General features: G+C 62.0%; 28 protein-coding genes. 24 read left to right on the forward strand and 4 right to left on the reverse strand.

From position 1 onward, the window contains the following. The first annotated feature begins 159 nt into the window (after positions 1-159). The 23 genes from DDZ17_RS21240 (at position 160) to DDZ17_RS21340 (ending at position 20,137) form a co-directional block, all read left to right on the forward strand. Entirely contained in the window at positions 160-381 is a 222-nt protein-coding gene (locus DDZ17_RS21240; RefSeq protein WP_116369056.1) for a Cro/CI family transcriptional regulator, read from the forward strand. Continuing rightward, positions 378-1,058 carry a TIGR03759 family integrating conjugative element protein gene (locus DDZ17_RS21245; protein ID WP_116369057.1) on the forward strand — a complete coding sequence of 227 codons (681 nt, stop codon included), beginning with the start codon at positions 378-380 and terminating at the stop codon, positions 1,056-1,058. Before DDZ17_RS21240 ends, DDZ17_RS21245 begins: the two co-directional genes overlap by 4 nt. After that, positions 1,055-1,630 (forward strand): lysozyme family protein, encoded by a 576-nt coding sequence (locus DDZ17_RS21250; protein ID WP_157976783.1) that lies wholly within the window; start codon positions 1,055-1,057, stop codon positions 1,628-1,630. Before DDZ17_RS21245 ends, DDZ17_RS21250 begins: the two co-directional genes overlap by 4 nt. After that, a complete protein-coding gene (locus tag DDZ17_RS21255) occupies positions 1,620-2,183 on the forward strand; it encodes a PFL_4695 family integrating conjugative element protein (RefSeq protein WP_116369059.1) in 564 nt (187 codons plus the stop codon). The genes DDZ17_RS21250 and DDZ17_RS21255 overlap by 11 nt, the downstream gene beginning before the upstream one ends. Beyond that, positions 2,180-4,222 carry a type IV conjugative transfer system coupling protein TraD gene (gene traD, locus DDZ17_RS21260; protein WP_116369060.1) on the forward strand — a complete coding sequence of 681 codons (2,043 nt, stop codon included), beginning with the start codon at positions 2,180-2,182 and terminating at the stop codon, positions 4,220-4,222. Before DDZ17_RS21255 ends, traD begins: the two co-directional genes overlap by 4 nt. Beyond that, on the forward strand, positions 4,219-4,887 hold the full coding sequence (locus DDZ17_RS21265; protein WP_116369061.1) for an IncC plasmid conjugative DNA transfer DtrJ family protein: 669 nt from the start codon (positions 4,219-4,221) through the stop codon (positions 4,885-4,887). Before traD ends, DDZ17_RS21265 begins: the two co-directional genes overlap by 4 nt. 14 nt (positions 4,888-4,901) lie before the next feature. Then, entirely contained in the window at positions 4,902-5,162 is a 261-nt protein-coding gene (locus DDZ17_RS21270) for a TIGR03758 family integrating conjugative element protein (RefSeq protein WP_116369062.1), read from the forward strand. 12 nt (positions 5,163-5,174) lie between these two features. Beyond that, positions 5,175-5,579 (forward strand): TIGR03745 family integrating conjugative element membrane protein, encoded by a 405-nt coding sequence (locus DDZ17_RS21275; RefSeq protein ID WP_116369063.1) that lies wholly within the window; start codon positions 5,175-5,177, stop codon positions 5,577-5,579. Then, a complete protein-coding gene (locus DDZ17_RS21280) occupies positions 5,579-5,944 on the forward strand; it encodes a TIGR03750 family conjugal transfer protein (protein ID WP_116369064.1) in 366 nt (121 codons plus the stop codon). Before DDZ17_RS21275 ends, DDZ17_RS21280 begins: the two co-directional genes overlap by 1 nt. After that, complete coding sequence (locus DDZ17_RS21285) at positions 5,941-6,579, forward strand: PFL_4703 family integrating conjugative element protein (protein WP_116369065.1); 639 nt, start codon at positions 5,941-5,943, stop codon at positions 6,577-6,579. Before DDZ17_RS21280 ends, DDZ17_RS21285 begins: the two co-directional genes overlap by 4 nt. Then, complete coding sequence (locus DDZ17_RS21290; RefSeq protein WP_116369066.1) at positions 6,576-7,439, forward strand: DUF3438 family protein; 864 nt, start codon at positions 6,576-6,578, stop codon at positions 7,437-7,439. Before DDZ17_RS21285 ends, DDZ17_RS21290 begins: the two co-directional genes overlap by 4 nt. Further along, entirely contained in the window at positions 7,436-8,845 is a 1,410-nt protein-coding gene (locus tag DDZ17_RS21295; protein ID WP_116369067.1) for a TIGR03752 family integrating conjugative element protein, read from the forward strand. The genes DDZ17_RS21290 and DDZ17_RS21295 overlap by 4 nt, the downstream gene beginning before the upstream one ends. Continuing rightward, positions 8,832-9,539, forward strand: a complete 708-nt coding sequence (locus tag DDZ17_RS21300) for a TIGR03751 family conjugal transfer lipoprotein (protein ID WP_206613621.1) — start codon at positions 8,832-8,834, stop codon at positions 9,537-9,539. The genes DDZ17_RS21295 and DDZ17_RS21300 overlap by 14 nt, the downstream gene beginning before the upstream one ends. After that, positions 9,536-12,274 (forward strand): conjugative transfer ATPase, encoded by a 2,739-nt coding sequence (locus tag DDZ17_RS21305; RefSeq protein WP_116369068.1) that lies wholly within the window; start codon positions 9,536-9,538, stop codon positions 12,272-12,274. Before DDZ17_RS21300 ends, DDZ17_RS21305 begins: the two co-directional genes overlap by 4 nt. Then, positions 12,267-12,674, forward strand: a complete 408-nt coding sequence (locus DDZ17_RS21310) for a DUF1525 domain-containing protein (protein ID WP_116369069.1) — start codon at positions 12,267-12,269, stop codon at positions 12,672-12,674. Before DDZ17_RS21305 ends, DDZ17_RS21310 begins: the two co-directional genes overlap by 8 nt. After that, positions 12,661-13,617, forward strand: coding sequence for a TIGR03756 family integrating conjugative element protein (locus tag DDZ17_RS21315; RefSeq protein WP_157976784.1), 957 nt, complete (start codon positions 12,661-12,663; stop codon positions 13,615-13,617). The genes DDZ17_RS21310 and DDZ17_RS21315 overlap by 14 nt, the downstream gene beginning before the upstream one ends. An 18-nt stretch (positions 13,618-13,635) precedes the next feature. Next, positions 13,636-14,955: an integrating conjugative element protein gene (locus tag DDZ17_RS21320; RefSeq protein WP_157976785.1), complete on the forward strand. Its 1,320-nt coding sequence runs from the start codon at positions 13,636-13,638 to the stop codon at positions 14,953-14,955. Beyond that, positions 14,952-15,299, forward strand: a complete 348-nt coding sequence (locus tag DDZ17_RS22575; RefSeq protein WP_157976786.1) for a hypothetical protein — start codon at positions 14,952-14,954, stop codon at positions 15,297-15,299. The genes DDZ17_RS21320 and DDZ17_RS22575 overlap by 4 nt, the downstream gene beginning before the upstream one ends. An 11-nt stretch (positions 15,300-15,310) precedes the next feature. Beyond that, positions 15,311-16,969: a conjugal transfer protein TraG N-terminal domain-containing protein gene (locus DDZ17_RS21325; RefSeq protein WP_157976787.1), complete on the forward strand. Its 1,659-nt coding sequence runs from the start codon at positions 15,311-15,313 to the stop codon at positions 16,967-16,969. A 462-nt stretch (positions 16,970-17,431) separates the two neighbouring features. Next, positions 17,432-17,602 (forward strand): hypothetical protein, encoded by a 171-nt coding sequence (locus DDZ17_RS22580; RefSeq protein ID WP_157976788.1) that lies wholly within the window; start codon positions 17,432-17,434, stop codon positions 17,600-17,602. Positions 17,603-17,616: 14 nt separating this feature from the next. Continuing rightward, positions 17,617-17,808, forward strand: coding sequence for a carbon storage regulator (locus DDZ17_RS23080; protein WP_157976789.1), 192 nt, complete (start codon positions 17,617-17,619; stop codon positions 17,806-17,808). Further along, entirely contained in the window at positions 17,805-19,949 is a 2,145-nt protein-coding gene (locus DDZ17_RS21335) for a DNA topoisomerase III (protein ID WP_116369074.1), read from the forward strand. The genes DDZ17_RS23080 and DDZ17_RS21335 overlap by 4 nt, the downstream gene beginning before the upstream one ends. Beyond that, on the forward strand, positions 19,949-20,137 hold the full coding sequence (locus DDZ17_RS21340) for a hypothetical protein (RefSeq protein ID WP_116369075.1): 189 nt from the start codon (positions 19,949-19,951) through the stop codon (positions 20,135-20,137). The genes DDZ17_RS21335 and DDZ17_RS21340 overlap by 1 nt, the downstream gene beginning before the upstream one ends. 10 nt (positions 20,138-20,147) lie before the next feature. Here the strand turns inward: DDZ17_RS21340 and DDZ17_RS22860 are convergent, their stop codons facing one another. The 3 genes from DDZ17_RS22860 to DDZ17_RS21355 form a co-directional block, all read right to left on the reverse strand. Continuing rightward, positions 20,148-20,924, reverse strand: coding sequence for a restriction endonuclease (locus DDZ17_RS22860; protein WP_116369076.1), 777 nt, complete (start codon positions 20,922-20,924; stop codon positions 20,148-20,150). 205 nt (positions 20,925-21,129) lie between these two features. Then, the gene (locus tag DDZ17_RS21350; protein WP_116369008.1) at positions 21,130-21,861 is read right to left on the reverse strand and encodes a nucleotidyl transferase AbiEii/AbiGii toxin family protein; all 732 of its coding nucleotides are present in this window, start codon (positions 21,859-21,861) and stop codon (positions 21,130-21,132) included. A gap of 64 nt (positions 21,862-21,925) precedes the next feature. Further along, complete coding sequence (locus DDZ17_RS21355; protein ID WP_116369009.1) at positions 21,926-22,987, reverse strand: type IV toxin-antitoxin system AbiEi family antitoxin; 1,062 nt, start codon at positions 22,985-22,987, stop codon at positions 21,926-21,928. Between the two features lie 489 nt (positions 22,988-23,476). Here DDZ17_RS21355 and DDZ17_RS21360 point away from each other — a divergent pair, with 489 nt between their 5' ends. Further along, positions 23,477-24,694: an RWP-RK domain-containing protein gene (locus DDZ17_RS21360; RefSeq protein ID WP_116369010.1), complete on the forward strand. Its 1,218-nt coding sequence runs from the start codon at positions 23,477-23,479 to the stop codon at positions 24,692-24,694. Between the two features lie 268 nt (positions 24,695-24,962). Here the strand turns inward: DDZ17_RS21360 and DDZ17_RS22760 are convergent. Beyond that, on the reverse strand, positions 24,963-25,241 hold a 279-nt coding region (locus DDZ17_RS22760), incomplete at its 5' end, for a hypothetical protein (RefSeq protein ID WP_206613622.1).

A 25,241-nucleotide genomic window follows, 5' to 3' on the forward strand; every position in this document is an offset into this window, starting at 1 on the left:
AGGTGAAGATTAATTCTATAGGCATTGTTGACATATTGGTATTTATCGTTAAATCTATAAACCGATACTAAAACAATATATACGCAAACACTAACAATGCTAAATGGCGTCTCATCGGGCCTGTGCGGTGAACGCAGTCCTGGATACGGAGGATCGAGCATGTCGGTAGATGAGGTGATCAGGTATTTCGGGAACAATGCCTCGGCGGCCGCTCGCGCACTGAATACCACGCCGCACAACATTTACCGCTGGCGTCGCGAGGGGCAGGTGCCGCGGGGCCGTCAGTATGAACTGCACCTGAAGACCCGCGGCGCCCTCAAGGCCGATGGGTTTGATCCCGACGTCGACTACCTGGCGATTGGGCGGACCTTGGCGCAATGAGGTGGCGATGGCTGGCAGGTCTGGCAGTGCTGTCCGGGGCCGTTGCCGCTGAAACTCCCGAGGTCGTCATCACCAGCGAGATTCCTTTGGCTGAAAGCGCCCAGACTTGGGGCCTCAGTGAAGCCGAATTTCGGCGCTATCAACGCCTCATGGCGGGCCGGCGCGGGCAATGGTCGCCGGGTCTCGATCCCATCACGGCGCTTGGGGTGAGCACGGATTCGGCCGCGGAACGCCGGCGTTTTGCCGAGCTGTTCGTCAAGGCCGAGTTTGAACGCACTCGCAAGGAGCTCGCCTTTCAAGCCGCCGTCGATGACGCCTGGCAACGCCTATACCCACAGACGCCGCGCCTCTCGACCAACGACCAACCCCAACAGGCGCAGACGGGGGGCCAATTCGCTCAACGCACCGCGCTGATTCTCAGGCTGGGCAGTACGACGGGCCGCAACCGTTTGATCAAACTGCTCCAGGGTCATCCGGGCCAACTCGATGTGCACGTGGTCGGCGCTCGCGGCGATGACGCCGCGCTGCGTGACTGGGCCGCGGACGTCCCACTGCTGGAACAGGCGCTCACCGAGGGCAGGGCAACACTCAATCACGGCGATCAATTCCGCACGGAAGTCGATCTGCCGGCCATCTACCGCAGGGATGGGGTAGGGCAATGGGCGCGCGTCGAGTGATGCAAGCGCTGGTCGGCGCCGTCCTGGGAAGCGTTGCAACGTTCGCGATTGCCGACCGCGCGCACTATGACGTGGTCGCTGACTACGTCGGCGTCCCTAGGGATATTTTCTATGCGATGGCGTTGGCAGAGTCCGGGCGGGAGCGGGACGGGCTGTTAGCGCCGTGGCCTTGGACCCTGAACATCGCGGGCGACGCCCATTTTTACCCCGATCGCGACGCCATGTTCGCCGCCCTAATGACGGCGTTGCAAAACGGTCAGTTGCGTGTCGATGTGGGGCCGCTGCAACTCAATTGGTACTGGCAGTTCGAGCGGATTGACTCGCCCTGGCGGATTACTGACCCCGTGGTGAATGCCAAGCTCGCCGCCGCGTTCCTTAAGGAACACTTTGAGCGGTCCGGTGATTGGTGGTTGGCGGTGGGGCACTATCACCGCCCCAGTGAGACCACCGTCGTGGATCGGGCAACAGCAGCGGCCTATCGCGAACGGGTGAGGTCCCTGCATACGCGCTACGCCGAGAAGTCCGCCGGGCGGAGCGAGCCCATTACACGGGAGGTGGCCGATGCGCATTAGGCCGCTTCACTTCCTGCCGTTACTCATCGGGTTGGCGTTTGCGCCGGCTCAGGCTGACCAACCCATCAGGGCACCGGTGGTGGTTTACAGCGGAGCACAGGCGGTTACGGCGGCACCTTATATTCAATCGCTCGCCCAACCACGGCCGCAAAGCGACAGCCGCGCGAACAGTATGCCAAAGCAGGGTGTGATGCCCCTTGAAACCCGGTTGCCCCTCATGCCCCGGCTGCTGCAGCCCGGATCGCCGGCGGTGCAGCGGACCGAGGCACCGGTACAGCCCTTCTTTATTATGGGCATGGATCGCACCAGCCTCGACTGGCTGGCCAGGACACTGCCGACCCTACTGTCGATCAATGCGACCGGCATGGTGGTGCAGGCGGCGAACCGGGACGATTGGCTGCTACTGCAGAAGAAGGCGCAGGCCGCCGGTCTGTCACTGGCGCTGTATCCCGACACCGGATTGACGGAAGCCTACGGCATCACGACCTACCCCGTGCTGGTGGTACCGCAGGGTATCCTGGAACTGGATAGGGCAGGGGAGGGCGGCCCATGAGCGCGCCGATCGAAGCCCTGCTGCGTCCCCCGGTGGAACAGTCTGCCATCGCGACACACATTGCGCTGGCCCTGCTGGGCGTGGGCGCGCCCCAGGTGCTGTTGTTGCCGGGAGGCGTCGGTTATGGTCTGGCCGCTGCCTGCTCCGTGCGCGCCCTGTGGCTGTCACGGCGCATGACCCGCTTGTTGCGCTACCAGCGTCGCTTGCGGGTGTTGCCGAGCTACCGCATCCACCCTAAAAAACTCCGTGCCCCGCTAGGCGAGCTGTTTCTGGGCCGGGGTTTTCTGTGGGATGCACGACATACCCAGCGCTACGCCGATACCCAGCGCACCGAGCACACTTATTTCGACCGCCGCGGCCTGTTTTATAGAAGCGCGCGGGCGACGGTGGACGCCGTCAGTACCACACCCCTGAAACCGCTGATGGCACCGCTGAACAGTCAGTGGCTGCTGAACCCCTTCCCGCCGCGGCCCTATGTGGAGGGCAGCCCGGAATTGCACGGGGTCGGACTGTTTGAAAAGGAACAGGACGTCACCCTGCAGCAGGCCGAACGAGTCGCCCATACCTTTGTCGTCGGCACCACCCGGGTCGGCAAAACCCGCCTGCTGGAAGTGATCGCCAGTCAGGATATCCGCAGTGGCGACGTGGTCATCGTGTTTGATCCCAAAGGGGACGGCGATCTGCTGGCGCGCCTGTATACCGAGGCCCGCCGGGCGGGCAGGGCTGGGGAGTTCCAGGTGTTTCACCTGGGCTTTACCGAACAGTCGGTGGCCTATAACCCGGTGGGCTCGTTTTCCCGGGTGACGGAAGTCGCGAGCCGCATCGCCGGGCAACTGCCCAATGAAGGTAATTCCGCAGCTTTCAGGGAGTTCGCCTGGCGCTACGTCAATGTGCTGGCGAAGGTGCTCGATGTCCTCGGCGAGCCCATCAACTACCAGGTGCTGCTGGAGTGCAGTACCGATATCGACGCTCTGGTGGTGCGTTACCTCGCCTGCGTGGCCCGGCAACAACAGGCCGAGGAATGGGCCGAACAGCTCGCGGAGCTGGTCGAGAGCGAGGCCAAAATGCCGACGCAATATAAAGGCCGGGATCGCACCGCCTGGGCCAGTGTCGAGCTTTTCCGGCGCCATGGCCTGAGTGACCCCACGGCGACCTCGCTGATCAAAACCTTCGAGCACGACAAGAGCCACTTCGACAAGCTGGTGGCCAGCCTCTATCCCCTGCTGGAAAAACTCACCTCGGGTCCGGTGGCGCGCCTGCTCTCCCCGGAGAGCAATCCCGAGGACACCACGGAGCGGCTGTCCTGGAAGCGCGTGATCGAGCGCGGCGGTATCGTCTATGTCGGTTTGGACGCGCTCTCTGACCCGGATGTCGCCAGTGCGGTGGGCAACGCCATGTTCGCGGACCTCACCTCGGTGGCGGGCAGTCTTTATAAGGACGCACAGCGCGGCGCGCCCCTGAAAAAAGTCTGTGTCCACGCGGATGAGTTCAATGAACTGGTGGGCAGGGAGTTCATTCCGCTCGCCAACAAGGCCGGCGGCGCCGGCTTCCAGTTGACGGTCTACACACAGACCCTCTCGGACATTATCGCCCGCTTTGATAACCCAGCGCGGGCGGGGCAAGTGGTGGGCAACCTCGGCACCATTATCATGCTGCGGGTCAAGGAAAAAGCCACTGCGGAACTGCTGACCACACGTCTGAAGGACGTCGAGATCAACCACTTGATGCTGGACTCAGGTAGTACCGACAGTGCCGATCCCACCAATGATGTGCATTTCACCTCGAGCACCCGCCAGCGGATCTCCAGCCAGCGGGTGCCGATGATCCACGCAGGGGACCTCGACGCATTACCGAAAGGCCACGCCTTCGCCCTGATCGCCGGCCGTCTCTACAAGCTGCGCCTGCCGCTGTTTTCCGACGAGGCGGAACTGCCCAGCGGCCTGCAGGCCATGGTCGAGGCCATGCGCCGTGACTACCAGCACAGCAATACCGCGAGCACCGACTGGGCGACTCCGACGCCCCTGGGCTGGCAGACATGAGCCGCGATGCCGCCGCTCGCAGTGCGCAAAACGGCGCACCGGCACGACCGGTCCAGCGCGGGCCGATCGGCATGACGCTGGCCATCCTGGGGGCGCTGCTCGGTGCGGCACTGACCGCTGCGCTGCTCTCGGTGCTGCTGGAATGGGCCGGGATCGCCCTGGGCTGGTGGTCGGGTACCCACAGCCGCGACCTGCTCATGACCGAGCGCGGCTATGTCGAGGCCATCGACGACTACCCGCTGTCACCGCTACGGCCCACACAACTTACCGCCCTGGCCTGGGGTCAGGTCGACCGCGGTTTGTCCCTTGTCGGCATCACCGGGTCGGCGGGCGTGTATGGGGTGGCGGCGATCAACACCGTGAAGCTCTTGTTGCTGCGCGGGGTGATCGTGGTGCTGGCCCTGCCGGGTTACGCCCTGGCGATCGTGGCCGGCCTGTTCGAGGGCCTGGTGGCCCGGGATATCCGCAAGTTTACCGGCGGCCACGAGAGCGCCTACGTGTTCCATAAAGCCAAACGCTGGATCGCGCCGAGCGTGATGCTGACGGTCACGCTGTACCTGATGCTGCCCTGGTCGGTGCCCCCAGCGCTCTTGCTCGCGCCGACCATGTTGCTGACTGCCGGAATGGTCTACATCGCCGCCAGCCGGTTCAAGAAGTTCGTGTAGGAGAGAGGGACGCCATGCCACTGATGAGCCCCGCACAGCAGACCGCCTTTGACGGTGCCAATGGCAGCGGTCACAGCGCGGCGGATGTGCACACCCTGGTGGTCTCGGTGCTGATTGTTCTGATGTTGGTGTGGCTCGCCTGGGTCGCGATCAGTGCCTACCAGCTCCTCAAGACTCCCGGGGTCAAGACTCCGGAGGCCGCCGGCAAGGTTGTCCGCGCGGCATTCATTGCGATGGTCATTATGGCCGTCGCCAACATCGTGTGGGGAACCTGAGAGGACCTGACTATGCAACGAGTGAACATCTTGATCACCGCCTATCAAGGCATCCAGGCGCGCTGGCGCGCCAGCCGGCAGCACCTGTGGCTGCACGTCACCGGCCTCGTGCTGGGCGCCGGTACCAGCGGCGCACTGGCCCAGGGCCTGCCGACCACGGCGCCGCCGTCCCGGGGCAGCACGGACGGTGACTATATCGGGCTGATGCAGGACTACGCCTTCGATATTGGCGTCTTCATCGGCCTGGCGCTGGCCACGCTGGCCATGATCGTCGTGGTGAAAAACACCATGGGCGCGTATTCCGAGGTGCAGGACGGCAAGGGCACCTGGGGACAACTGGGCATCAACTTTGGCGCCGGCGTATTGCTCTTGGTGTTCATCGTCTTTCTGCTGACCGAGGCGGCGACGATTCTCTGATGAGTGCACGCCGCGACATCGACTTTTTGCCTGACCGGCTCAATGAGGAGCCGGTCGTCTTCCTGTCGATGACCAACTCGGAGATCAAGTACGCCGCCCTGCTGTGCCTGGGCGTCTGGGTGCCGGTGTCGACGCTGGTGGGCGCGCTGCTGGGATTTGCCCTGATGGGTTTCGCGCTGTCCCTGGCCTTCGTGTTCGGCAGCCTGTGGTTGATCGGCAAGCGCCTGCGGGTCGTCAAGCGCGGCAAACCCCGGCAGTACCACGTTATCGCGATCCAGGCCTGGCTGCAGGATCGCGGTCTGGCGCCGCGCACCCTGGTTCGGGAAAGCCGCAGCTGGGACATCCACCGCTGGAGAACGCCATGAGCCGCTACGACAGCCTGGTCCATTCCAAGGACGCGATGATCCACCTGCTGCTGGGTGTGCTCGCCATCCTGAGCCTGCTCCTGCTGGTCGCCCTGGTCGGCTGGAGCCGGGCGCCGGATAACATCCGCTTGCACTATCCACCGGATTTGAGCCGCGGTGCGGTGCAGCAGCTCGGCGACATCCCGAAGGCCAGCATCTATGTCTTTGCCCACTACGTGTTCCAGCAGCTCAACCGTTGGCCTGCGGACGGCAAGGAGGACTACTACAACCAGATTCACAGCCTGCGGGCGTTCTTTACGCCCGCCTGTTTTGAGGAGCGATTGCAGGACCTGGACGAGCGCGAGCGCGAGATCAACGGTCGCCAGCGGTCCGTCTGGGAAATCCCCGGCCGGGGTTTCTCCAATGCCCGGGTGCAGGTGGTGGCCCCCAACCAGTGGGTGGTCGGCCTCGACCTGCACGTGCAGGAAACCTACCGGGGAGAGCGGGTCAAGGATCGCCTGATTCATTATCCCCTGCGCGTGGTGGCCTACGACGTCGATCCGCAGGCCAATCCCTGGGGACTGGCGCTGGATTGCCTGGCCGATGTGCCGCGGGTCATCGAGATCAACGAACCGGAAGGGGAGGGTGCCACATGAGACGGATGCGACAAGGGCTGCGATGCCTGGTGCTGCTGTGCCTGGTGGCTGGCAGCGTACTCAGTGGCGCGGCGCACGCGGAAACGGTGGTGTGGCACAAGACACCCATCGCGCTGGAGCTGGTGGTGGGCGTTGAACAGCTGCTGATACTGCCGAGCAATGCCGAGGTTGGCCTGCCGCCAGCACTGACCAATCCCAATGTGTTTAGGACCCTGGTCACCGGTGGCGCGGCCTACTGGACAGCGCTGGAGCCCTTCGACACCCAGCGGGTGCAGCTGCGCCTGGAGAGCGGTGAGTTCCTGTTATTCGATGTCAGTGCCCGCACCCTCAAACAACCGCCTGCGACCGTGGACACCCTGCAGGTGGTGCTGGCGGGGAGCGAGACCTTCCTGGGTGAGCCGGGTTTAAACGCCGGCGGCCCGCTGCCGGGCGAGGCCAATCTGTTCGAGCTGTTGCGCTATGCCGCCCAGTCGATCTATGCGCCCCAGCGCCTGATCGCACCGCTGCCGGGCGTCAAAAAAGTCCCGGTGGGACTGGCGGGCAACCAGGGCCGGCTCTATGACGCGGGCCGTCATCCCCTGGTGATCCAGCCCTATCAGGCCTGGTCCGCGGGGGACTTCTTCGTCACGGCCTTCGTGGTGACCAACGAGGCGAATCACCCGGTGGCGCTGGATAACCGCAAGGTGATGCACACACCCCACGCCCACCGCACCGGGGTTGATCCCCACTTTATCGCCAGCGCCTTCTATACCCGGAGCCTGCCAGGTCGCAACACCGGGACCACGGGCGACAACCGCACCACCTTGTTCGTGGTCACGGACCGGCCCATCCGCAACGTGATCCGGGGGGCAGGCCAATGAGTACGATCGGCGCGAATCGCTGGGTGCAGGTCGGCAGCGCGGCGCTGCTGCTTCTGGTGATGCTCCTGCTGTTTCGGGGCTGCGGCCGGGAGCACCGTACCACGGAGGAGGCCCTGCGGGTGGCCGGTGGCGCTCCCGTGTCACGGGGCCTGGCCGTTGATCTGGGCGTCGAAGGCGACACCGAGGCGGACACGGTGAAAACCCTGGTGGCGGAAGTGAAAAACCTGCGCGATGAAGCCGATGCCCTGCGTGACTCCAATGTCGCGTTACGCAAGGACAATGCTGAGCTGCGCAAGATGGAATCCCGGCTGGGTCGAGGCCTCAATACCCAGCTCAACAATACCCGCCGCGAAGTACAGGCTCAGCTGGACGACGATGTGCAGCGGGTGCGACAGCAGCTGCGCGAACTCGAGGAACACGCGCGGGACGTCGAGGGCCGCCTGGCCAGTGGCGGTCTATCCGACGGCGGCTTTGCCGGCAGCGTTACCGGCGCAGCGGTCGCCCCGGACGCCATCACCTGGGTGGCGCCGCTGGGGAGCGGGATTGGCAGCGCGGGCAACAGCCTGAGCGATCACCTGAAACGGGTGACTGGCCGGGGCGGGCAAGGCCTGGGCCTGCCGACGGCTACGAGTGGCGCCGCCGCCGAAGAAGCCCTGGTGCCCTGGTACACGGTGCCGCGTAACGCGACTCTGATGAATGCCACCGCCATGACCGCCCTGGTGGGTCGGGTACCCATTGGGGCGCAGGTGACCGACCCCTACAGCTTCAAGGTCATCATCGGGACCGACAACCTGGCCGCCAACGGCATCGAGGTCCCCGAAGTGGCCTACGCCATTGCCAGCGGCAAGGCGGTGGGGGACTGGACCCTCGGTTGCGTGCGCGGGGATCTGCACTCCATCACCTTCGTGTTTGAGGACGGGACCATCCGGACGGTGCCGAAAGCGGAGGACGTCTACGAGGGCAACACCCAGCAGCGGACCATCGTCATCGGTGAGCTTTCCGACGAGTACGGCAACCCCTGTGTGGTGGGACAACGTATCTCCAACGCCTCCACCTACCTCGCCCAGCGCATCGGGGTGGTCAGTGCCGCAGCGGCGGCGGAAGCGGCGGCCGCCAGCCAGACCACGCAGATCACCACCTTCGATGGCGGTGGCGCCGGGGTGGGCACCATCGTCACCGGTGACATGGGCGAGTACATCCTCGGTCAGGCGATCGCCGACGGCAGCCTGGAAATCGCCCGCTGGCTGGATGAACGTCAGGCCCAGCAGTTCGACGCCATCTACGTCGATCCCGGCGCCCGCGTCAGCCTACACATCACCGAGCAACTGGAAATCGATTACGACCCCAATGGTCGGCGCACCAACCATGTGAGTGCCCGGCAAGGAGACTACCGTGCACTGGACTAAACCCGCTGTGTTGACTGTCGCGCTGGCGCTGGGTGGTTGCGCTACCCAGGACACCATCCTCCCGGAGACGGAGGACACCATGCTGGACATCTATCGCGGGGCGATGACGACACAAGGGCAGAACGACCTCGATCCCCCGCAGGCGGTGGACGTTTGTAAAGAGCTTGCCCTGGCGGACGCGGCAACGTCCCTCGAGGACTGCGAGGACACCGTGCGCGAGCACGCCGCGACCCTGTACCGGCACATCGACGCGCAACCGGCCGGCGAGGATCTCGATTACCTGCCCTACACCCGGGAAGTCGCCACGGAAATCGAGAACCTGTTCCCGCGCCTCGACAACCCGGACATCGTCATTTACGTCTACCCGCACCTGGCGACCCGCACCCGCGCGCCGATCCCTGGCTACAGCACCGTGATCCCGCTGTATGACCAGGTGCATTACCGCCTGCCGGGCGAGTCGCAACGCACCACGCCGACCGCGCTGGCTGGCGCCGCTGTGACGACGGGCAACCCCCAGGACACCCCGGCGGGCACCGGCCAGCGTGCGCCCAACACCCGTTCCTCCGAGGAGCGCTATCACAAGAGCAGTCACCTGGAGGGGCGCCCCCTGGCACCCGAAGCAGCGCCAGACACCGCGCGGGATGACACTGCCGGGGAATTGCCTGGCGGCGCCAGTGTGGAGGGCGAGCAATGACCGCCTCGGAACCGACACCCCGGCGTGCGGACGTGGTGCGCAAGCGGCCGCTCTCGAAATCCACGCAACAGGGTCTCTACCGACGCCAGCGCTCCTTCGTGGACTTCCTGCCCTGGGTGGAGGCGCTGCCCGAGCACAAGGCGATCCTGTTGGCGGATGGGGTCAGTGTCGGGGCGGTCCTGGAAGTGACCCCGATTGGGACCGAGGGGCGTACCGCGGACTACCTGGGTCAGGTGCGCGACACGCTGCAGGATGCCCTGCAGGACAGTTTTGATGAACACGACACCGCGCCTTGGGTGATCCAGACCTACACCTTCGATGAGCCGGACCTCGACGGTCCCGCGACCGCGGTGGCGAACTATGTGCGTCCTGCCGCCCGCGGGTCTGACTATACCGAGGCCTACCTGGCCCTGCTCAACCGCCACTACCGCGGGATCAGCAAGCCCGGCGGTCTGTTTACGGACTCCGTGGTGACCCACAGTCCCTGGCGCGGCGCGGTGCGCCGCAACCTGCTGGTGCTGTACCGCAAGTTCCCGGCCCACAAGCGCCGACGGGGCAAGCACGAGCCCCTGATGGATCGCGACATGGCGCTACTGGATCTGTCCGATGCGGTGGACAAGTTCACCCATGCCCTGCAGCCCGCCGGTGTTCAGCTGCGGCGGCTGAGTGGCACTGAATTCCACGATTGGCTGCTGGGCTTTTTCAATCACGGAACGGACTTGTTTGGCGGCGACCTGAAGGCCTTTATGCGGGAAACCCGCTGCGATGACGAGACGCTGCCTTACGGGGACCGGTTCGCGGAAACCCTGTTCTATGATCACCCGCGCAGTGACCAGGACAACCAGTGCTGGTGGTTCGGCCCGTCCGCTTTGCGCTGCCTGTCGATCGATGGCCTGCGCCGGCGCCCCGCGGTCGGCCAGGTGACCGGGGAGACCCGGCGGGGGGATGCGCACAACACCCTGATCGACTTCCTGCCGCCGGGCAGCGTGTTCGTGAGCACCCTGGTGGTGATCCCCCAGGACACGGTGGAGAGCCACATCCAGGCCATTGACGCGTCGGCCATTGGCGAGAACAGCGAGTCGGCCCAGGTACGCAAGGACTGCGAGACGGCGCGGGAGATCCTGGCGGCCCGGCAGAAGTTCTACCGGGCCCAGTACGCCGTGTACCTGCGCGGTCACTCGGTGGCCGAGCTCAACGAGCGCACCACGGCCCTGCGCGCACGCTTGCTGAATTACGGCTTCCGGGCCATCGCGCCGCGGGATGATTTCACGGCGCTGGACGCGGCGATCCGCAACCTGCCGATGGTCTACGACCCGGCGCAGGATGCCAGGGAGGGCTGGCGGGGCGCCCAGATCACGCTCGTTCAACATATGGCCAACCTGTCGTGCTTCTTCGGGCGTGCCCGGGGGACCGGCCATCCCGGGATTGCGCTGTTCAACCGGGGTGGCGAGCCGATGTTCTTTGATCCCCTCAATCCTGCCGACCGCCAGAAAAACGCCCATATGCTAATTCTCGGCCCCACCGGGGCCGGCAAGTCCGCCTCGGTGATTGCCATGCTGGCCCATGTAATGGCGATCCACCGGCCGCGGCTGTTCGTGATTGAGGCCGGCAACTCCTTCGGGCTGCTGGGGCAGTGGTTTGCCTCCCTCGGCCTGTCGGTCAACCAGGTGTCATTGAAACCCGGCAGCGGTGTAACCCTGAGCCCCTTCGCTGATGCCCATCTCCTGCTCGATATCGATGGCCCGGTCTTCGATACCCTGGAGGCCGCGCCGGCGGAGGACGACGAAGACGAGCCCCGGGACATCATGGGCGAACTGGAGATCGTGGCCCTGCTGATGATTACCGGCGGCGAGGAGCGTGAGGCGCGGGAGATCCGCCGGGCCGACCGCAGCATGATCCGCCGGGCGATTCTCGAGGCGGCACGGGCTGCCCACGCAGAGGACCGGTCGACCCTGACCCAGGATGTGCGCGATGCGTTTTTTACCCTTGCAGAACAGGCCCAGACCGACATGGAAGCGAACAAACTGCGCAACATGGGCCAGGCCATTGATATGTACACCCACGCGTTCAACGGCGAGGTGTTCAATTCGGCCGGAACCCCCTGGCAGGAGGCGGACGTCACTATCATTGATCTGGCCACCTTTGCCCGGGAGGGCTACGAGGCCAACCTCGCCATCGCGGTGATCAGCTGCCTCAACCGGATCAACCACATCGCGGAGCGCGATCAGTTCACGGACCGGGAGATCGTCGTGACCATTGACGAGGCCCACGTGATCACCACCAACCCGCTGCTGGCGCCGTTTCTGGTGAAAATCGTGAAAATGTGGCGCAAGCTCGGCGCCTGGCTGTGGAGCGCCACCCAGAACATGGAGGACTACCCGGCGGCCGCCAAGAAGATGTTGAACATGGTCGAGTGGTGGCTGTGCCTGGTGATGCCCAAGGAGGAGGTCGAGGCCCTGGGCGAATACCGCCAGCTCGACGACGGCCAGCGCGCGATGCTGCTCTCCGCCAGCAAGGCCCCCGGCAAATACACCGAAGGGGTGCTGATGACCGAGCGTCATGAGTACCTGGCCCGCAATGTGCCGCCGTCACTGATGTTGGCCCTCGCCCAGACCGAAAAGCACGAAAAAGCCACGCGCAACGCCCTGATGCGCGAACATGGCTGTTCCGAACTGGAGGCGGCGTTGAAGGTGGCGGAGCAGATCGACCGGGTCCGGGGGATCGGTCATGCATAGTGTGCTTCACCGACTATTCCTTCTTCTTTATGTAGCCCCGGCCCACGGGTTTGAGGTCACGGTCTTCACCGCTGAGGATCTGCCGCCGGTGCGCGGGCTCGAGCGTGCCACGGCGGTCTATACCCTGGGGGATACCCGGATGCCGTTGGCGCGGCTGACGTTTGCCAACCCTGGCGATACTGAACAGGCGAAGCGCGAGGCGCTGGATAGGCTGAGCTCGCCGGCCGGCCAGGCGGTCCTGGAGGCCGTGCGCGACAAAGCCACCGCGGCGGCGATGGCGCAACTCCTGCACATCGAGCGGCTGCCCGCGGTGCTGGTATCGCCGGGCTATGTGGTGTACGGCATCTACGATGTGGCCGAGGCCCTGCGTAAAGTGGAGGCCTACCGTGCGACTCCCTAGCGCGTGCCTGCTGTGCCTGGCGCTGTGGTGGGGAGCCGGACCGGCCAGCGCGCAGATTACCGGTGGTAATGCCACCGTCAGCACCACCGAGATTGTCACCGCGGCCTTGGACCTTACCTGCCAGGCTTACCAGCCCATCGGCATCTGTATTTGGATGACCTGTACCCCGCTGGGGTGTGAGTTCGACTTCTCGGTGCGGGCGGAGCACTACATTCCCGAAGTCGTGGTGACCGCCTACCCCTTTCTCGGCAATACCAGCTGGCCAGAGTCCAACGGCTTTGTCCGACCCACCGATTTCGCGGAGGACGGCGGTGCCAGCGATGAAGGCGGCGCGACCGGGCGCGAGCAGGCGCTCAAATTCAAAAACAGCGATGTGATCGGCTCGCCGGGCGTGGCCGATTACTGGCTGCTCGCGGCGGCCAGCACCGAGGCGCTTCCCTTCTGCACACCGCTCACTTATCCGATGACGCCCTATTTTGTGAGCAGCTTTGACCCGGCATGGCGCGACCCCACGGTCGAAGCGGGCCTGTCGCTGCTACATGTTTTCGAGCGGGTAGGGCGGGGCGCCGCTACCTTTGCCAGCCTGTACCCGCGGCACGGCTTCGTCACCCAGGGCCACGACTATAAAAGTGCGTTGACCGCGGCGATCCGGGCGATGGATATCGTCAGCCAGGACTACCAGCCCCATGTCTATGTGCCGCTCGATGCGTACGGTACGCCGGGGCAGGGCCAGTGGCCGCCGCAGGGGGTGGCTGAGGCGCGGTATCAGCAACTGACGCCGACCCTCGAGGCCTGCGCGGTGCTGCCGGATATCGACGACACCCTCTATCCCCACGACCCCTATGCGGGGCGGCTGAACCAGACCCGTGGCAACGCCTGGCAGGTGTGGCGCCCCTACCGCTGCTGCGAGCCCGCCGGGGCCGTACTGATTTTTACGCTCTAGGAGGCGCCGATGGCTCGCATGACCCGAACTCTCCTGACACTCTCCGTGGTGCTCGGGACTGTGTTTTCCAGCGTCGTGGTACAGGCCACTGACCAGACCTTCTATTACGGTATCGGTGGCGGCGAGCCGATTTCCAGACCGGCGAGTAATCGCAACAGCACGGTACGGGTCGGTGGCGATGTGGCCTGGAACACCGACCTAATGTGCGGGAATTTCGATATGTCGGTCTCGGTCAGTGAGCAGCTGGCGGGCATCAAGGGCTCGTTCTCCGACCTCATGGACAATGTCATCAGTGCGGCCACCGGCGCGGTGGCCTCCTTGCCGGCCCTGGTGATCCAGCGGGTGAACCCGGCCCTCTATGATTTGCTCCAAAACGGGGTGCTGCAGGCCTCCGAGGAATTCCAGATTGCCCGAACCTCCTGCGAGGAGCTGGTGGGCAAGATGGAAGAGGCGATCGGCAATGACCGCTGGGAAACCGTGGCCAAGGGCGGCTGGTGGGGCGAGCAATCTATGGGTGGCGCGGAAATCCTGCAGACCAAGGAGGACGCCGATTCCGATGGCGTGGACCGGGGTGTGGTGTGGGTCGGCGGCGGTCGCCGTGGCGGCCGCAACCAGCCGCCGATAGAACCCGTCGAGGATGCGGCCCGGGCAGGCTACAACCTGTTGCTCAACCGCACGGCCACCAACACCACCAGTGCCACCGCAACCTGCGCCGGGGCGGCGATTTGCGAGGAGTGGGAGAACCCGCAGGCCTTCGCCGACTGGACGGTGCGAGTGGTAGGCGATAAATCCATCCGCACCTGTACCGGCTGCGACAAGATCGAAGTGCAGGCCGGGATGGGCCTGGCCCACGAGGTTGCCCGGCTCTCCGAGGACATCGACATCGAGCTGACCGCGCTGGTGGCGGCGTCCGGTGCTCCCACCGCCGCTGAACTGGAGGCGGTGTCCGGTGGCCCCAACCTGCGTATCTCCCGCCCGGTGATCGAGGCGCTGCGCGAGGAAAACGTAAACCTGCAGCCGCAACTGATTACCCGCCTGGCCGGGGAAATGGCGCTGGCCCGGACGATGGAGCGGGCCATGGTCGCCCGTCGTGCTCTGCTCGCCGGCCGCGATGAGCCCAATGTGGCGAACGTCGCCGTGGGCGTCGAGGAAATCGAGCGCTACATCGGCGAACTGGAGCAGGACATTGACAACCTGCTCTATGAACTCGACATACGCCAGCGAGTGGCGACCAGCATGCCCGCGGCCCTGTTGCAGCGGCAGGCCGCGCGCAACCAGGTCATGCAGGTGGAGCCGGTACCGCCCTCCACCTTCCGCGATGGGGCGAACACGCCATGAGCTGGCGCTGGGCCGGCAAAGGCCTGGGCTGGTTGGCCCTGACCACGATGGTACTGGTGGGGATGACCCTGGTTCTGTGGTGGTGGGGCATGGACCCCCGTGCGCCGGGAGAACGGGTTGGCGAATTGAACACCGCAATCGCGCCCTGGCGTGCGGGATTGCAGGTGCTGCGTGTCATGCTCTGGTGCCTGGCGGGGTACTACTGGGAAATCCTCGGACAGCGTTGGCTCAGGCTGACACCGGATCAGCAAGGGCAGTGGATGCGCCTGCGGCGTACCGTCATTGGTGGGTTGCTCATCCTCGAAGGACTGATTGTGCTCAGTCGGCTCCTGGGCGCGGGATAAGGAACGGGGCGATGGGCGTAGCGAGTTATTTTGAGTTTGTGACGACCCTGTTCGGGTGGATTCTGTACCAGGGTATTTGGGCGGTGCTGGTGGATACCGGCATCGTGTTTATCCCCATCATCGCCATGGTGCTTGGTCATGTCCTGGACAGTCACAAGGGCGGGGATGACGAGGGTTCCGCCGCGATCCAGTCGCTCAAGAAGATTGAGGCAGACTTCATCGCCATGCTCGGCGTGCTGATTTTCGCGGCGATCCCCATGCTCGATGTCGAGCTGACCGACATGGAGTACCACAAGCCGGCCCTACGCTGTACCGACTCGCCGGAAACCATTTCCGGCACGGCAACCGGGACCACCTACGACGCGACGCTGGCCACCATGGCCGACCAGACCGGCTCTATCCCCCTATGGTGGGCGATGCTGCATTGGTTGTCCAAGGCGGTGACCGCCGCGTCGGTCGCGGCGATTCCCTGCTCCTACGATGTGGCGAGCGTCGAATACCGCCTGGCCGAAGCCAATCTGGAAGATCCGGTGCTCAACCAGGAGCTGGAGCAGTTCAAGAACGATTGCTGGCAGCCGGCGTACTCCCGCCTCAGTCGGACCAACCTGGCGAGCCTGACTCAGGTGGAGAAGGAAGACGCCACCTGGCTGGGCTCCGAATACCTGTTGGGCTCAGGGTTGTATGACCGTTACTACAGCACCGTGCCGAACCCGCAATTCGCGTTCAATGCGACCCGCGATGCGGGCTATGAGGCCTATCAGGTGGAAGGCGGTTTTCCGGATTGCCGGGCGTGGTGGAGCGATGGCGCTGTGGGGCTGCGCCGTCGGGTGTTGGACAACATCCCGGCCGATCTGCGCAACGAAATGATCTACAACCTTGACAACCTGATCCAGGAAACCTCGACAGTGACGCTCAGTGCGCCGGAGCGGGAAGACGTGTTCCTGCGCAAATACCTGGCCGTAAAGCGCACCGCGGAGGCGGTGGGCTCTGACATGCCATTGGCGGTGACCTATGGCGATGGCGCGGAGCAGGTCCGCCAGGGGCGGTTCGCAGACTGGCGTAACAGCGAGAATCTGCTGCTCCAGAGCGCCGGAAACGTGCTCAACACCGGCGCCTACCTGATCCTGGGTGAGGCGGCGCGGGATGCCGGTGAGGTGGGCGTAGCCTTGATCGGCTCGGCCCTGAAGGCCCCCGCGGCGATGGGGGAAGGCTATGCCATGCGCAACGGCATCAGCCTGTTCCAGCCCCTGGCGCTCATGATGATGATCATCGCGCTACCATTCCTGCTCATATTCGGGCGCTATGGCCTACGTGCCCTAGTCACACTCAGCGTCATCTATTTCGGGTTCCATTTCCTGACCTTCATCTGGGCCGTCGCCTTCTGGGTCGATAACAACCTGATCCACCTGCTGACCAGTGCCGGCGGCCTGGGCGTGTTTGCCTCGGGTACCAGCGTCACCCAGTCGTTGATCCTGCTTTATATATCCCGATTTCTGTACATCGTGTTTCCCATCCTGTATCTCACCGCAGTTGGCTGGGTTGGCTATCAAGCAGGTGGCGCCGCCAATGAGTTGTCCAACTTCGGAACGAGATCAGGAGCAATTGGGAGTGCGGGAGGTGCTGCAGTAGGACAGGCGGCAAGCAAAGCTGCCACCAAAGGTAGAGCTTAATGGTTAACCATGGGTGTCATGAGTGTCGTGGGGCTTCAGGTATGCTCGTGGGCCGTAGCGTCCATCACCATGGGGAGAATTCCGATAATAGGAGTCGGTTTCCTCTGAACAACGCTCTGAAGTATCGTCTCGAAAGTCTGCATGACGAAGTACTTCGACTGCAGCAGAGCCAACACCGCTCAATACCTTGCCACCAGCACGTGCCAGTTCGTAACAAACGTCTTTTACCGTCATCTCACCGCCCTCCGAGCCGGTGTGTCGTCTTTTCAAGCATAGCACGACATCCGGCAGGGGAGGGTGGTGGATTCAGGGTGTGCCCGTCACGGCTGATCCCGCAAAATAGGCGCGATACGTGGACGCATTGGCCTGATCAGCGGGCTCAGTGGTTTGTTTCATCAAATGCCGCCAGGAGGTTGGTCTATGCAGCGAACAACACTCATGCTTGAACTGGAGCCGCGCTAGGTGAAGGCGTTGCTGGCCTTTACCCGGCAGGTGTCGCGAGACGAGGTAAAGCGCCTGCTGGGCGAGGACGTCGATCCGGAGGCGGTGATCAGTGCGCTGGAAGAATTCCATTGGCAGCTGGCATCCTCGGGCGACCGCGAGGCCCTGGAATTGATGTCGAGATATGGATGATGGGAGAAACAGGGATGCTGACTCTGACACGCAGGGTGGGAGAAACCCTCCACATTGGTGACCACACGGCAATTGTGGTTGAAGCACTCGAACACGGGAAGGTCAGGATCAAGGTGCAGAGTGACCAGTCTACACGGATGGTGCTGGCGGATGGCAAGCCAGCCGATCGACCCGTCCTCGGCCTGAGCTCCAGCCGAGAGCGATGAGAGTCTTTGTTGCGGAAAAGCCCTCGCTGGGTCGGGCCATCGCGGCGGTTTTGCCGGGTCCCCAGGAGCGGCACAAGACACACATTCTCTCAGGCGAGGGTAATGTGGTGGTCTGGTGCGCGGGCCATCTCCTGGCCCAGTGCATGCCGGAGGACTACAACCCCGCCCATGAGAAGTGGGCGCTCGAGCACCTGCCCATTGTCCCTGAAGATTGGCGACTCAAGCTGGCCCCGAAGGCCCGCGAGCTCTACAACACCATCAAGCGCTATGTGAAACAGGCCTCAATCATTGTCCATGCCGGCGATCCGGATCGGGAAGGGCAGTGGGTCGTTGATGCGGTCCTCGAGCAGATTGGCATCGGCAATACACCGGTCAAGCGCGTCCTGATCAGTGACCTCAATCCGTCAGCGGTGCGCAAGGCCCTGCGCACTATGCCGGATAACGGCGAGTACCGCGGTCTGCGCGATGCCGCAGTGGGCCGCGCCCGGGCGGACTGGCTCTATGGACTCAATTTGACGCGACTCTACACCCTGAAAGGTCGCAGCGCGGGCCTATCCGGTGTGCTGAGTGTCGGTCGGGTGCAGACCCCGGTGTTGGGCCTGGTTGTGCGTCGGGACCGCGAGATAGCCGATTTTCAGCCGCACCCGTTCTATGCGGTAGAGGCCAGTGTGACGGCCGATGGCACCGGATTCACCGCCCAGTGGAGACCAGGTGAGCGCGCTGAATCCTACCTAGACCCCGACGGGCGTATGATCGACAAGGGCTATGCCCAATCCGTTGCAACCGCACTGACCGGACAGGCGGGCCAGGTCATGGCATTCGCTCGCAAACCGGAGAAAATTCCACCGCCCTTGCCATTCTCCCTGCCCGAGTTGCAGAAGCTGGCCGCTAAGTTGAAGTGTCTCTCTCCCCGGCGCACCCTCGATCTGGCCCAGTCTCTCTATGAAAAGCACCAACTGCTGACCTACCCGCGTTCGGACTGCCCCTATCTGCCCCAGGACCACCACGCTGAGGCTAGTGAGGTACGCGAAGCGATCGCCCGGACCCTGGGCCGGGACCATCACCTGGCGCCGCTGACGGATGCGGTGGACCTGACCCGACATGGCCGCTGCTGGAACGACAGTAAGGTGACGGCCCACCATGCCATTATTCCGACCACGCGAGCCCTGTCGTCAGCAAACCTGTCACCCGATGAACACTTCATCTACAGCCTGGTGGCACACCGCTACCTGCTGCAATTTCTGCCGCCCCGGGAATTGCAAAAAACCGCGGTCGATATCGTAGTGCCGACGTCAGTCGGCGATGAGAGGCTGCAGGCGAAGCAGGCCCTGGTGGTCGATGCGGGCTGGTACGTCTGGCGACACGCACTGGCGGTCGTAGATGTAGCTGACAAGGAAACTAATGAACCGGTGGAGGAGGGCGGAGCGCCGTTGCCTATCCTGAAACCGGGGCAGCGCATCGAGGTCGTTGAGGCACGCCTGCAGGAAAAGATGACCTCGCCACCGAAGCCCTTCACCGAAGCGACGCTATTGGACGCCATGACCGGGGTAGCCCGGTTTGTGGAGGATCCGTTGATCAGAAAGGTGCTGCGGGAAACGGACGGCCTTGGTACGCCGGCCACACAGGCGACGATACTTGAGACGCTCTTCAAGCGGGAGTATCTCAAGAAGCAGCGCAAGACGGTGGTGTCCACGGATCTGGGCAAGGCGCTGATTGATGCACTGCCAGAGTTCGTGACCCTCCCCGACATGACCGCGTTGTGGGAACTCAATCTGAACCAGATCGTGGAAGGCGACGAGATTCTTGCTCATTTTATGAGCAGCATCCAGGGGCACGTGGAAGGCCTGGTGGAGGAGGGTGCCGGTGGATTGGTGATCCCGAAGGCGCTGAAGGGCAACCACACACCACCCCGGAAAGCGACCCGGAAGCGCACGCCGGGGAAAGGTGCGAAGACCGCCACTACCCACCCTTGCACTCGCGAAGGTTGTAACGGCCAGCTACGCCGTATCAAAGGCAAGCACGGGTTTTTCTGGGGCTGCTCTAATTACAAAGATGGCTGTCGAGAGACCCGCAAAGACAGCCGGGGCAAGCCAGCCCGTACAGCGCTCAAGACCCAACACACCCGGTTGACGGTGTCCTGATGGAGTCGCCGCGCTATGAGAAAGTCGCCTGGCCGGCGACGGGTATCAGGGAAGCATCCAGGATAAAGGATTACGACTGGGGATACCTGTATTTCTATCTCGATGGGCGGTCGCCGGAATTCCGGCTCACTGAAAAGCCATCTGAGCAGGAGATCCGCGCCCGTTGGGGGCATTATCTGGTGCAGTGACGCTCGAGCGTCAGATGTTGCGTGTATAGCGACACTGGGGAAAGGACGAGCATCCCCAAAACGCCTGTCCGGCCCGGCTGCCTCGGCGAGCTTTGCGCCTGACCAGCGTGGAACCGCAGTGGGGGCAGTCGAGGGCGGTTGCGTCGGCTTGTGTCGGTTGGGCATGCCTGGTCGCGGGCTGTCCTATCAGGCCTTCCAGCTGAGCACCATCGATCAGATCAATGGCCTTGTCGGCTGCAAATTGACGAGCCTCTTCGGTAAACATGCCCGTGGTGACGACCGCGGCGCTCAGCGCTCCCTCGCTGACCATGACACCGTAGAGCTCACGTACGACGGTGACGCCGACCTTGTTGGATTTCCAGTGCTTGCACTGGACGATATGGGGCTTGCCGTCACGCTCAAGGCGAATATCGACCCCACCGTCGGGGCCGTCGGCCAGATTCTCTCTTACGGTGTATCCGCGGCGACGGTAGATTTCAGCAACGTATTCTTCAAACTCGCGCCAGGACAACCCGCGGATTTCACTGATGCGTCGGTGCGTGTCTACCAGCTGGCGCTTTCGGCGACCGTTCAGATAGGCGAAGGGCATTGGCACCAGCAACAGGATTGCCAGATAGGGAGCGACTGTCGGCCCTGCCGATCTCATCGCCAAGAAGAGCGGGGTCTCTGGGATAATGGCGGGGACCACATATTTCAGTCCAAGGAACGCGGCCGCTGCCACCATAGGGCTTACCCACCATGGTGCGACCATTAGATCATCAAGTATTGACCGCTTCTTGCGTCCCATCAGGATTTCCTTTCCAGCATCTCAGCCTACAATTTTAGCGATCAGTCGCTATAGCAGTACTCGACAGCGTGAAATTTGGGAGGCTGGTCACAGCCATATGACGTGGGGTAGGCACTTGCGAAATTGCCATGTGGATTTATCCTGCACTCCCGGTTGTGGGTACTTACGTGCCGCCGACCGCGGTCGCCAATGTCGATAGTGTTCATCACAACGAGCAGAATCCCTGCCTGAACGCATCCAGTTGCGCTCCCACTAAATCTGCATCGCGCCCTCTGGCCATGTCTAACAATAAAGCTTCCGAGCTTGTCTCATCTTGCAGAATTTCCGCTATACGATCAGCCGTGGCAGGCGCAGCGATGTGTTTTGCATGGAGAGACAGCAGGTAAGCTCCCACCGGATCAAATTCGTGGTCAAACCGATCCATGGCCCCGGACTCATAGGCCTCGTTCACCATTGCATTGATTTTGAGGTATGTACTCATGAGGTAGAGTAGGTCTTGCGCATCCTTTGGGCGTTCGGCAATGTCCCGATCTCCCCATGCGACCAATTTAAGAAGTGCCATTCCCGGCGGGGATGCCACTGGCACGATCAGCTCGGGGTCGGCATCGATCCTTACCTGGGTCGCGTTGGCAAGTGCCTCGGGAAAGCCCAGCACACTCATTTTGATTTCACCCTTTGGAGGCCAGGCAATGAGATCGCCGGCGTCACTCAACGCGCCGAAGGGAACCAGATCGATATATCCAATATCCAGGTCCCAATCCTCGGGGCTGACCAGACGTTGTGGCTCTTTGGATGGGGAGAAACCTTGATCAATAAGCAGCTTTTGCAGTTGATCAAAGTCTGACCAAGAAGCCACCTGGATGCCAAAGTCGATATCCCGGGTACCGCGCTCAATCGCAGCACCGAAGCCATGTACCAACACAATGTCTCTGGCCATGGCTCCGACAATGAGATAGGGGATGTTTAGCTGGGAAACAGCCTTATCGACTGCCCGATAAAGCTCAACCGCCCCCCGGTGTAGCTTCCCGGAGATGTCTATCGATGTACTTTTCGTAAACAAGCTTCGCTGTCTCCAGGTTGCGCGGATCACCAGTGCTTGTTAAGTCCGCGTAGGTGAGTATGGGGTCAGTGGTTTCTGTCCATTGATTATCTGGCGTCCAGAACATGTCGAATATTCTGACAACACCTTCCTCGGTGCGCTGATCTTTTCCCGTTCTTCGCAATCGTGCGCCATTCACAAACTCGTTTAAGCGCTCTTTCGGGAGGTAGACAGTCACGTCCTTCGGCTGGATGTAATGGGTCAGCTTGTCTGCGGCGAGCTCGCCGCCCCAAACCGCACCAAATTCTTCTATAACAACATCGACCCACCAAACGGGATTCCCGGCGGTCCACGTGCCCAGGTTCAGCTTTTTCTGTAACTTCAGGGGATAGGCATCGACCCAGCGTCGAAACAAGCCTTCGAGGTTTACCAGGCGTTTTCCCTTGTCCCGGCCAAGATCCCTTAAATATCCCGCTTCTTTCAGGCCATTCATCACCCACCCGATGGTGCCGTTGGCGACGCCGGTGATTTCCGCGATATGGCGATAGGGCCGGTTCACCAGCTCCGGATTTTTCAGGAAGGCATATACAACCTTCAGGCCGGTAGGCTCAAAAGCCCGATTTGTCTCCTTCGCTGTGAATTCCTGAAGCAGCTTGTTTCCCCGGACATAGATGAAATTTCCGGGTGCGTTGATGTAGGCATTACCCGCGGCATCGATAAACTGGAGCTCCAGCTGTTTCAGTCGTGCGGCAAGGTTCGGGTTTACATAGTCGGTGACGAGCATGCCTCTATCTACGCCATAGTGATCTTGTATGAGGCGCAATTGTTCGACAAGCGCACCCAGGTTCGCCTGAGCGGCTCGGGGCTTTATTTCAACCGCATAGGGCACGGCATCATCGCCAAGTTCGATAAGCGCATCCGCGCGATATCTCCCAATAGCAACCTCACGGTCTCTGATCGCAACCTGTAGAGGGACCTCTGCGGTGAGTGCAGTGATCGCCCTCTCAAGAATCTGATTCTCCATTTTCTGCACCAGCTTCGTACACAAAAATCAATTGTACATTAAAAGTGTACGGTGTCTAGTGGTGTACATGTGCCCCTTGTCTGTATATTTATCTAATAAATACATAAGGTTACCGGACGCAATAGGCTCTCGTTCGGGTCATGTACACAAAATCAAGACGTACATCATGTGTGTGCAGCTCCCCGGAGTGTACAACTGCAAAGTCACCTATAGGGCATTGATCACTGATCAATCACGCCCTCTCAATCTGGATAAGGCCGAAAGTCGACAGGCGCAGCAAGTCTGCCCCCATACAGGAGGACGTTTGTCATCCCATAAAATGAGCCCGTCACTACTGTATCGCTCCGCTCAACAAGAACGTCGCGGTTTGCGTAGCCTGACTACGTATAAACTCACCAATCTAATGGTGCAGCGGAAATACCACAAAACACGGATGCCAATGTGTAAGTTGCAGTGGCTTGTAGAGCGAAAGTCCGACGGAGTATACGAATGACACGACAGGAATTGTTTGACCTGGTGTGGTCACAGCCGGTGACCCGGGTAGCGGAGTCTCTCGGAGTTTCTGATGTTGCAGTGAAGAATCACTGCCGGAAACATCACATTCCTACGCCCTCCAGGGGTTACTGGGCAAAGCTCAAGAGCGGCAAGAAAGTGTCAAAACCCAGATTGCGTACCAGTCTGGAGCCCGCTGATGCCCTTGTGAATATCCAGCCCAGGCCGGTGAAGACACGCTCCCCAGCGGTGACGGCCATCGAATCGCAGGCGCTTAGCTACCGCGAACAAATTGCCGCCGATTTCAGGTTGGTCGAGCGGTTGCCACGCACCCTCCATCCTTTTGTGGATGCTCTGCGTACTTTGCTGGAGGAAACCGAGAAAGATCAGTACGGGTTTCGGGACCTGGGCGACTCTTACTGGAAAAAGACCTGTTTGAGTGATTCCAGCAAAGCCAGGGCATTCCGCCTTCTTCAGTCAATGGCCGCTCTTGCAAGCAAACTGGGCCATGAGCTGTATCTTGAGAAGAGCAACTGCTTCTGGAAAGTGGGCGAGGAGACTTTCGAGTTCACGCTGTATGAAACCCGGAACCAGAAACCGCATACGCCGACCAAGGAAGAACTGGAGTACGAGGCGCGCCGCCTGAGGTGGTCGGGCAGCAGTGATAGAAAATCCTACCGAACCTGGGACTACTACCCCTCTGGGCGATTGATCTTCCATATCAGTGATAATCAGTCTGACTGGCGTCTGGATCTTTCCAAGAACGAGCGACGCTGGCGGGATACCAAAGCCACTACTCTAGAAGAGCGCGCTCTGGATATTTTCGTGTGGTTGCAGGCAGCGGCGGTGGAAGCCAAGGAGAAACGCCTGCTTATTGAGGAAGAAGAACGTCGTCAAGAGAAAGAAGCCGAACGACAGGCACGCATCCGGCAGCGGAAGGAAAATGCGAAATCACTGCGGAACCATATTAATGAGTTGGGCGATGTACTGGACACGATCCACCGCCTTGAACAAATGGTGGAGTTCATCGACAGGCAGGATAACGCGGGTCACTGGGCCAGCCAGCGAGTGCGAGCAGAAGTCGTCTCCTATAAAGACTTTCTGGCATCCAATTTCCAGCATGAGCATTTTGAAACGGTGTGCGAGACGCTGGATATGAAGGAAGGGGAGGGTGTCCTGATGGAAATGCTGTATCCGGGAGAGTGCCAGAAGTAACGGCGCACCAGGAGGTTTCCCAAGAACTCGAGGCGGAACACGAAGAATCGGGCTGACATGTCAGGGAATTAGCGACGTCTACTGAAAATCCAAAACGGTCTGTGTGTGGATTGCCTGCAGGGCCGGAAAATATAGGGGCTGGAGGTGTAGGCTAGGCGTCCTAAGGACGCCTAGCCTACACCTCCACCGCCCGAATTGTAATGCCAGCTTGTTGTAAGAAGGGTATGTTCCCGCAGCCTGCCGCTTTTTCGGAGGATATAGATGGTAGTCAACTGGCCGCTTCAGGGAACAGCCCTGGCATCCAGCGTCCGGCCAGTCGTGCCGGGAAGGCAATCTGCAGAGGCGCTCTGGGACTGGCTGAATGCAATACGCCCTTTTGCATGAGCGCTGAAACAATGCGCCTGGCTTGGCGATCGCCAGTCCCGACAATGTCGGGAACGTCACCGCGAGGAAGCTCTCCGCGATAGAGGACGGCTTCCAGTATGTGGCCGGCTTTTGGCGGTAGACTGTCTGTACGGATTTCTTCCTCGACCCAGAGTCGAATGCG

The organism is Parahaliea mediterranea, assembly GCF_003402235.1.
GTDB lineage: Bacteria > Pseudomonadota > Gammaproteobacteria > Pseudomonadales > Halieaceae > Parahaliea > Parahaliea mediterranea.

Coding starts and splice junctions, on each gene's coding strand:
- DDZ17_RS21350 (WP_116369008.1), bottom strand. CDS start 21,861: ATGGCCAGAGACATTGTGTTGGTACATGGCTTCGGTGCTGCGATTGAG.
- DDZ17_RS21355 (WP_116369009.1), bottom strand. CDS start 22,987: ATGGAGAATCAGATTCTTGAGAGGGCGATCACTGCACTCACCGCAGAG.
- DDZ17_RS21245 (WP_116369057.1), top strand. CDS start 378: ATGAGGTGGCGATGGCTGGCAGGTCTGGCAGTGCTGTCCGGGGCCGTT.
- DDZ17_RS21305 (WP_116369068.1), top strand. CDS start 9,536: ATGACCGCCTCGGAACCGACACCCCGGCGTGCGGACGTGGTGCGCAAG.
- DDZ17_RS21240 (WP_116369056.1), top strand. CDS start 160: ATGTCGGTAGATGAGGTGATCAGGTATTTCGGGAACAATGCCTCGGCG.
- DDZ17_RS21320 (WP_157976785.1), top strand. CDS start 13,636: ATGACCCGAACTCTCCTGACACTCTCCGTGGTGCTCGGGACTGTGTTT.
- traD (WP_116369060.1), top strand. CDS start 2,180: ATGAGCGCGCCGATCGAAGCCCTGCTGCGTCCCCCGGTGGAACAGTCT.
- DDZ17_RS21265 (WP_116369061.1), top strand. CDS start 4,219: ATGAGCCGCGATGCCGCCGCTCGCAGTGCGCAAAACGGCGCACCGGCA.
- DDZ17_RS21255 (WP_116369059.1), top strand. CDS start 1,620: ATGCGCATTAGGCCGCTTCACTTCCTGCCGTTACTCATCGGGTTGGCG.
- DDZ17_RS21295 (WP_116369067.1), top strand. CDS start 7,436: ATGAGTACGATCGGCGCGAATCGCTGGGTGCAGGTCGGCAGCGCGGCG.
- DDZ17_RS23080 (WP_157976789.1), top strand. CDS start 17,617: ATGCTGACTCTGACACGCAGGGTGGGAGAAACCCTCCACATTGGTGAC.
- DDZ17_RS21340 (WP_116369075.1), top strand. CDS start 19,949: ATGGAGTCGCCGCGCTATGAGAAAGTCGCCTGGCCGGCGACGGGTATC.
- DDZ17_RS21280 (WP_116369064.1), top strand. CDS start 5,579: ATGAGTGCACGCCGCGACATCGACTTTTTGCCTGACCGGCTCAATGAG.
- DDZ17_RS21360 (WP_116369010.1), top strand. CDS start 23,477: ATGACACGACAGGAATTGTTTGACCTGGTGTGGTCACAGCCGGTGACC.
- DDZ17_RS21290 (WP_116369066.1), top strand. CDS start 6,576: ATGAGACGGATGCGACAAGGGCTGCGATGCCTGGTGCTGCTGTGCCTG.
- DDZ17_RS21325 (WP_157976787.1), top strand. CDS start 15,311: ATGGGCGTAGCGAGTTATTTTGAGTTTGTGACGACCCTGTTCGGGTGG.
- DDZ17_RS21275 (WP_116369063.1), top strand. CDS start 5,175: ATGCAACGAGTGAACATCTTGATCACCGCCTATCAAGGCATCCAGGCG.
- DDZ17_RS21285 (WP_116369065.1), top strand. CDS start 5,941: ATGAGCCGCTACGACAGCCTGGTCCATTCCAAGGACGCGATGATCCAC.
- DDZ17_RS22860 (WP_116369076.1), bottom strand. CDS start 20,924: ATGGGACGCAAGAAGCGGTCAATACTTGATGATCTAATGGTCGCACCA.
- DDZ17_RS21335 (WP_116369074.1), top strand. CDS start 17,805: ATGAGAGTCTTTGTTGCGGAAAAGCCCTCGCTGGGTCGGGCCATCGCG.
- DDZ17_RS21310 (WP_116369069.1), top strand. CDS start 12,267: ATGCATAGTGTGCTTCACCGACTATTCCTTCTTCTTTATGTAGCCCCG.
- DDZ17_RS22575 (WP_157976786.1), top strand. CDS start 14,952: ATGAGCTGGCGCTGGGCCGGCAAAGGCCTGGGCTGGTTGGCCCTGACC.
- DDZ17_RS21270 (WP_116369062.1), top strand. CDS start 4,902: ATGCCACTGATGAGCCCCGCACAGCAGACCGCCTTTGACGGTGCCAAT.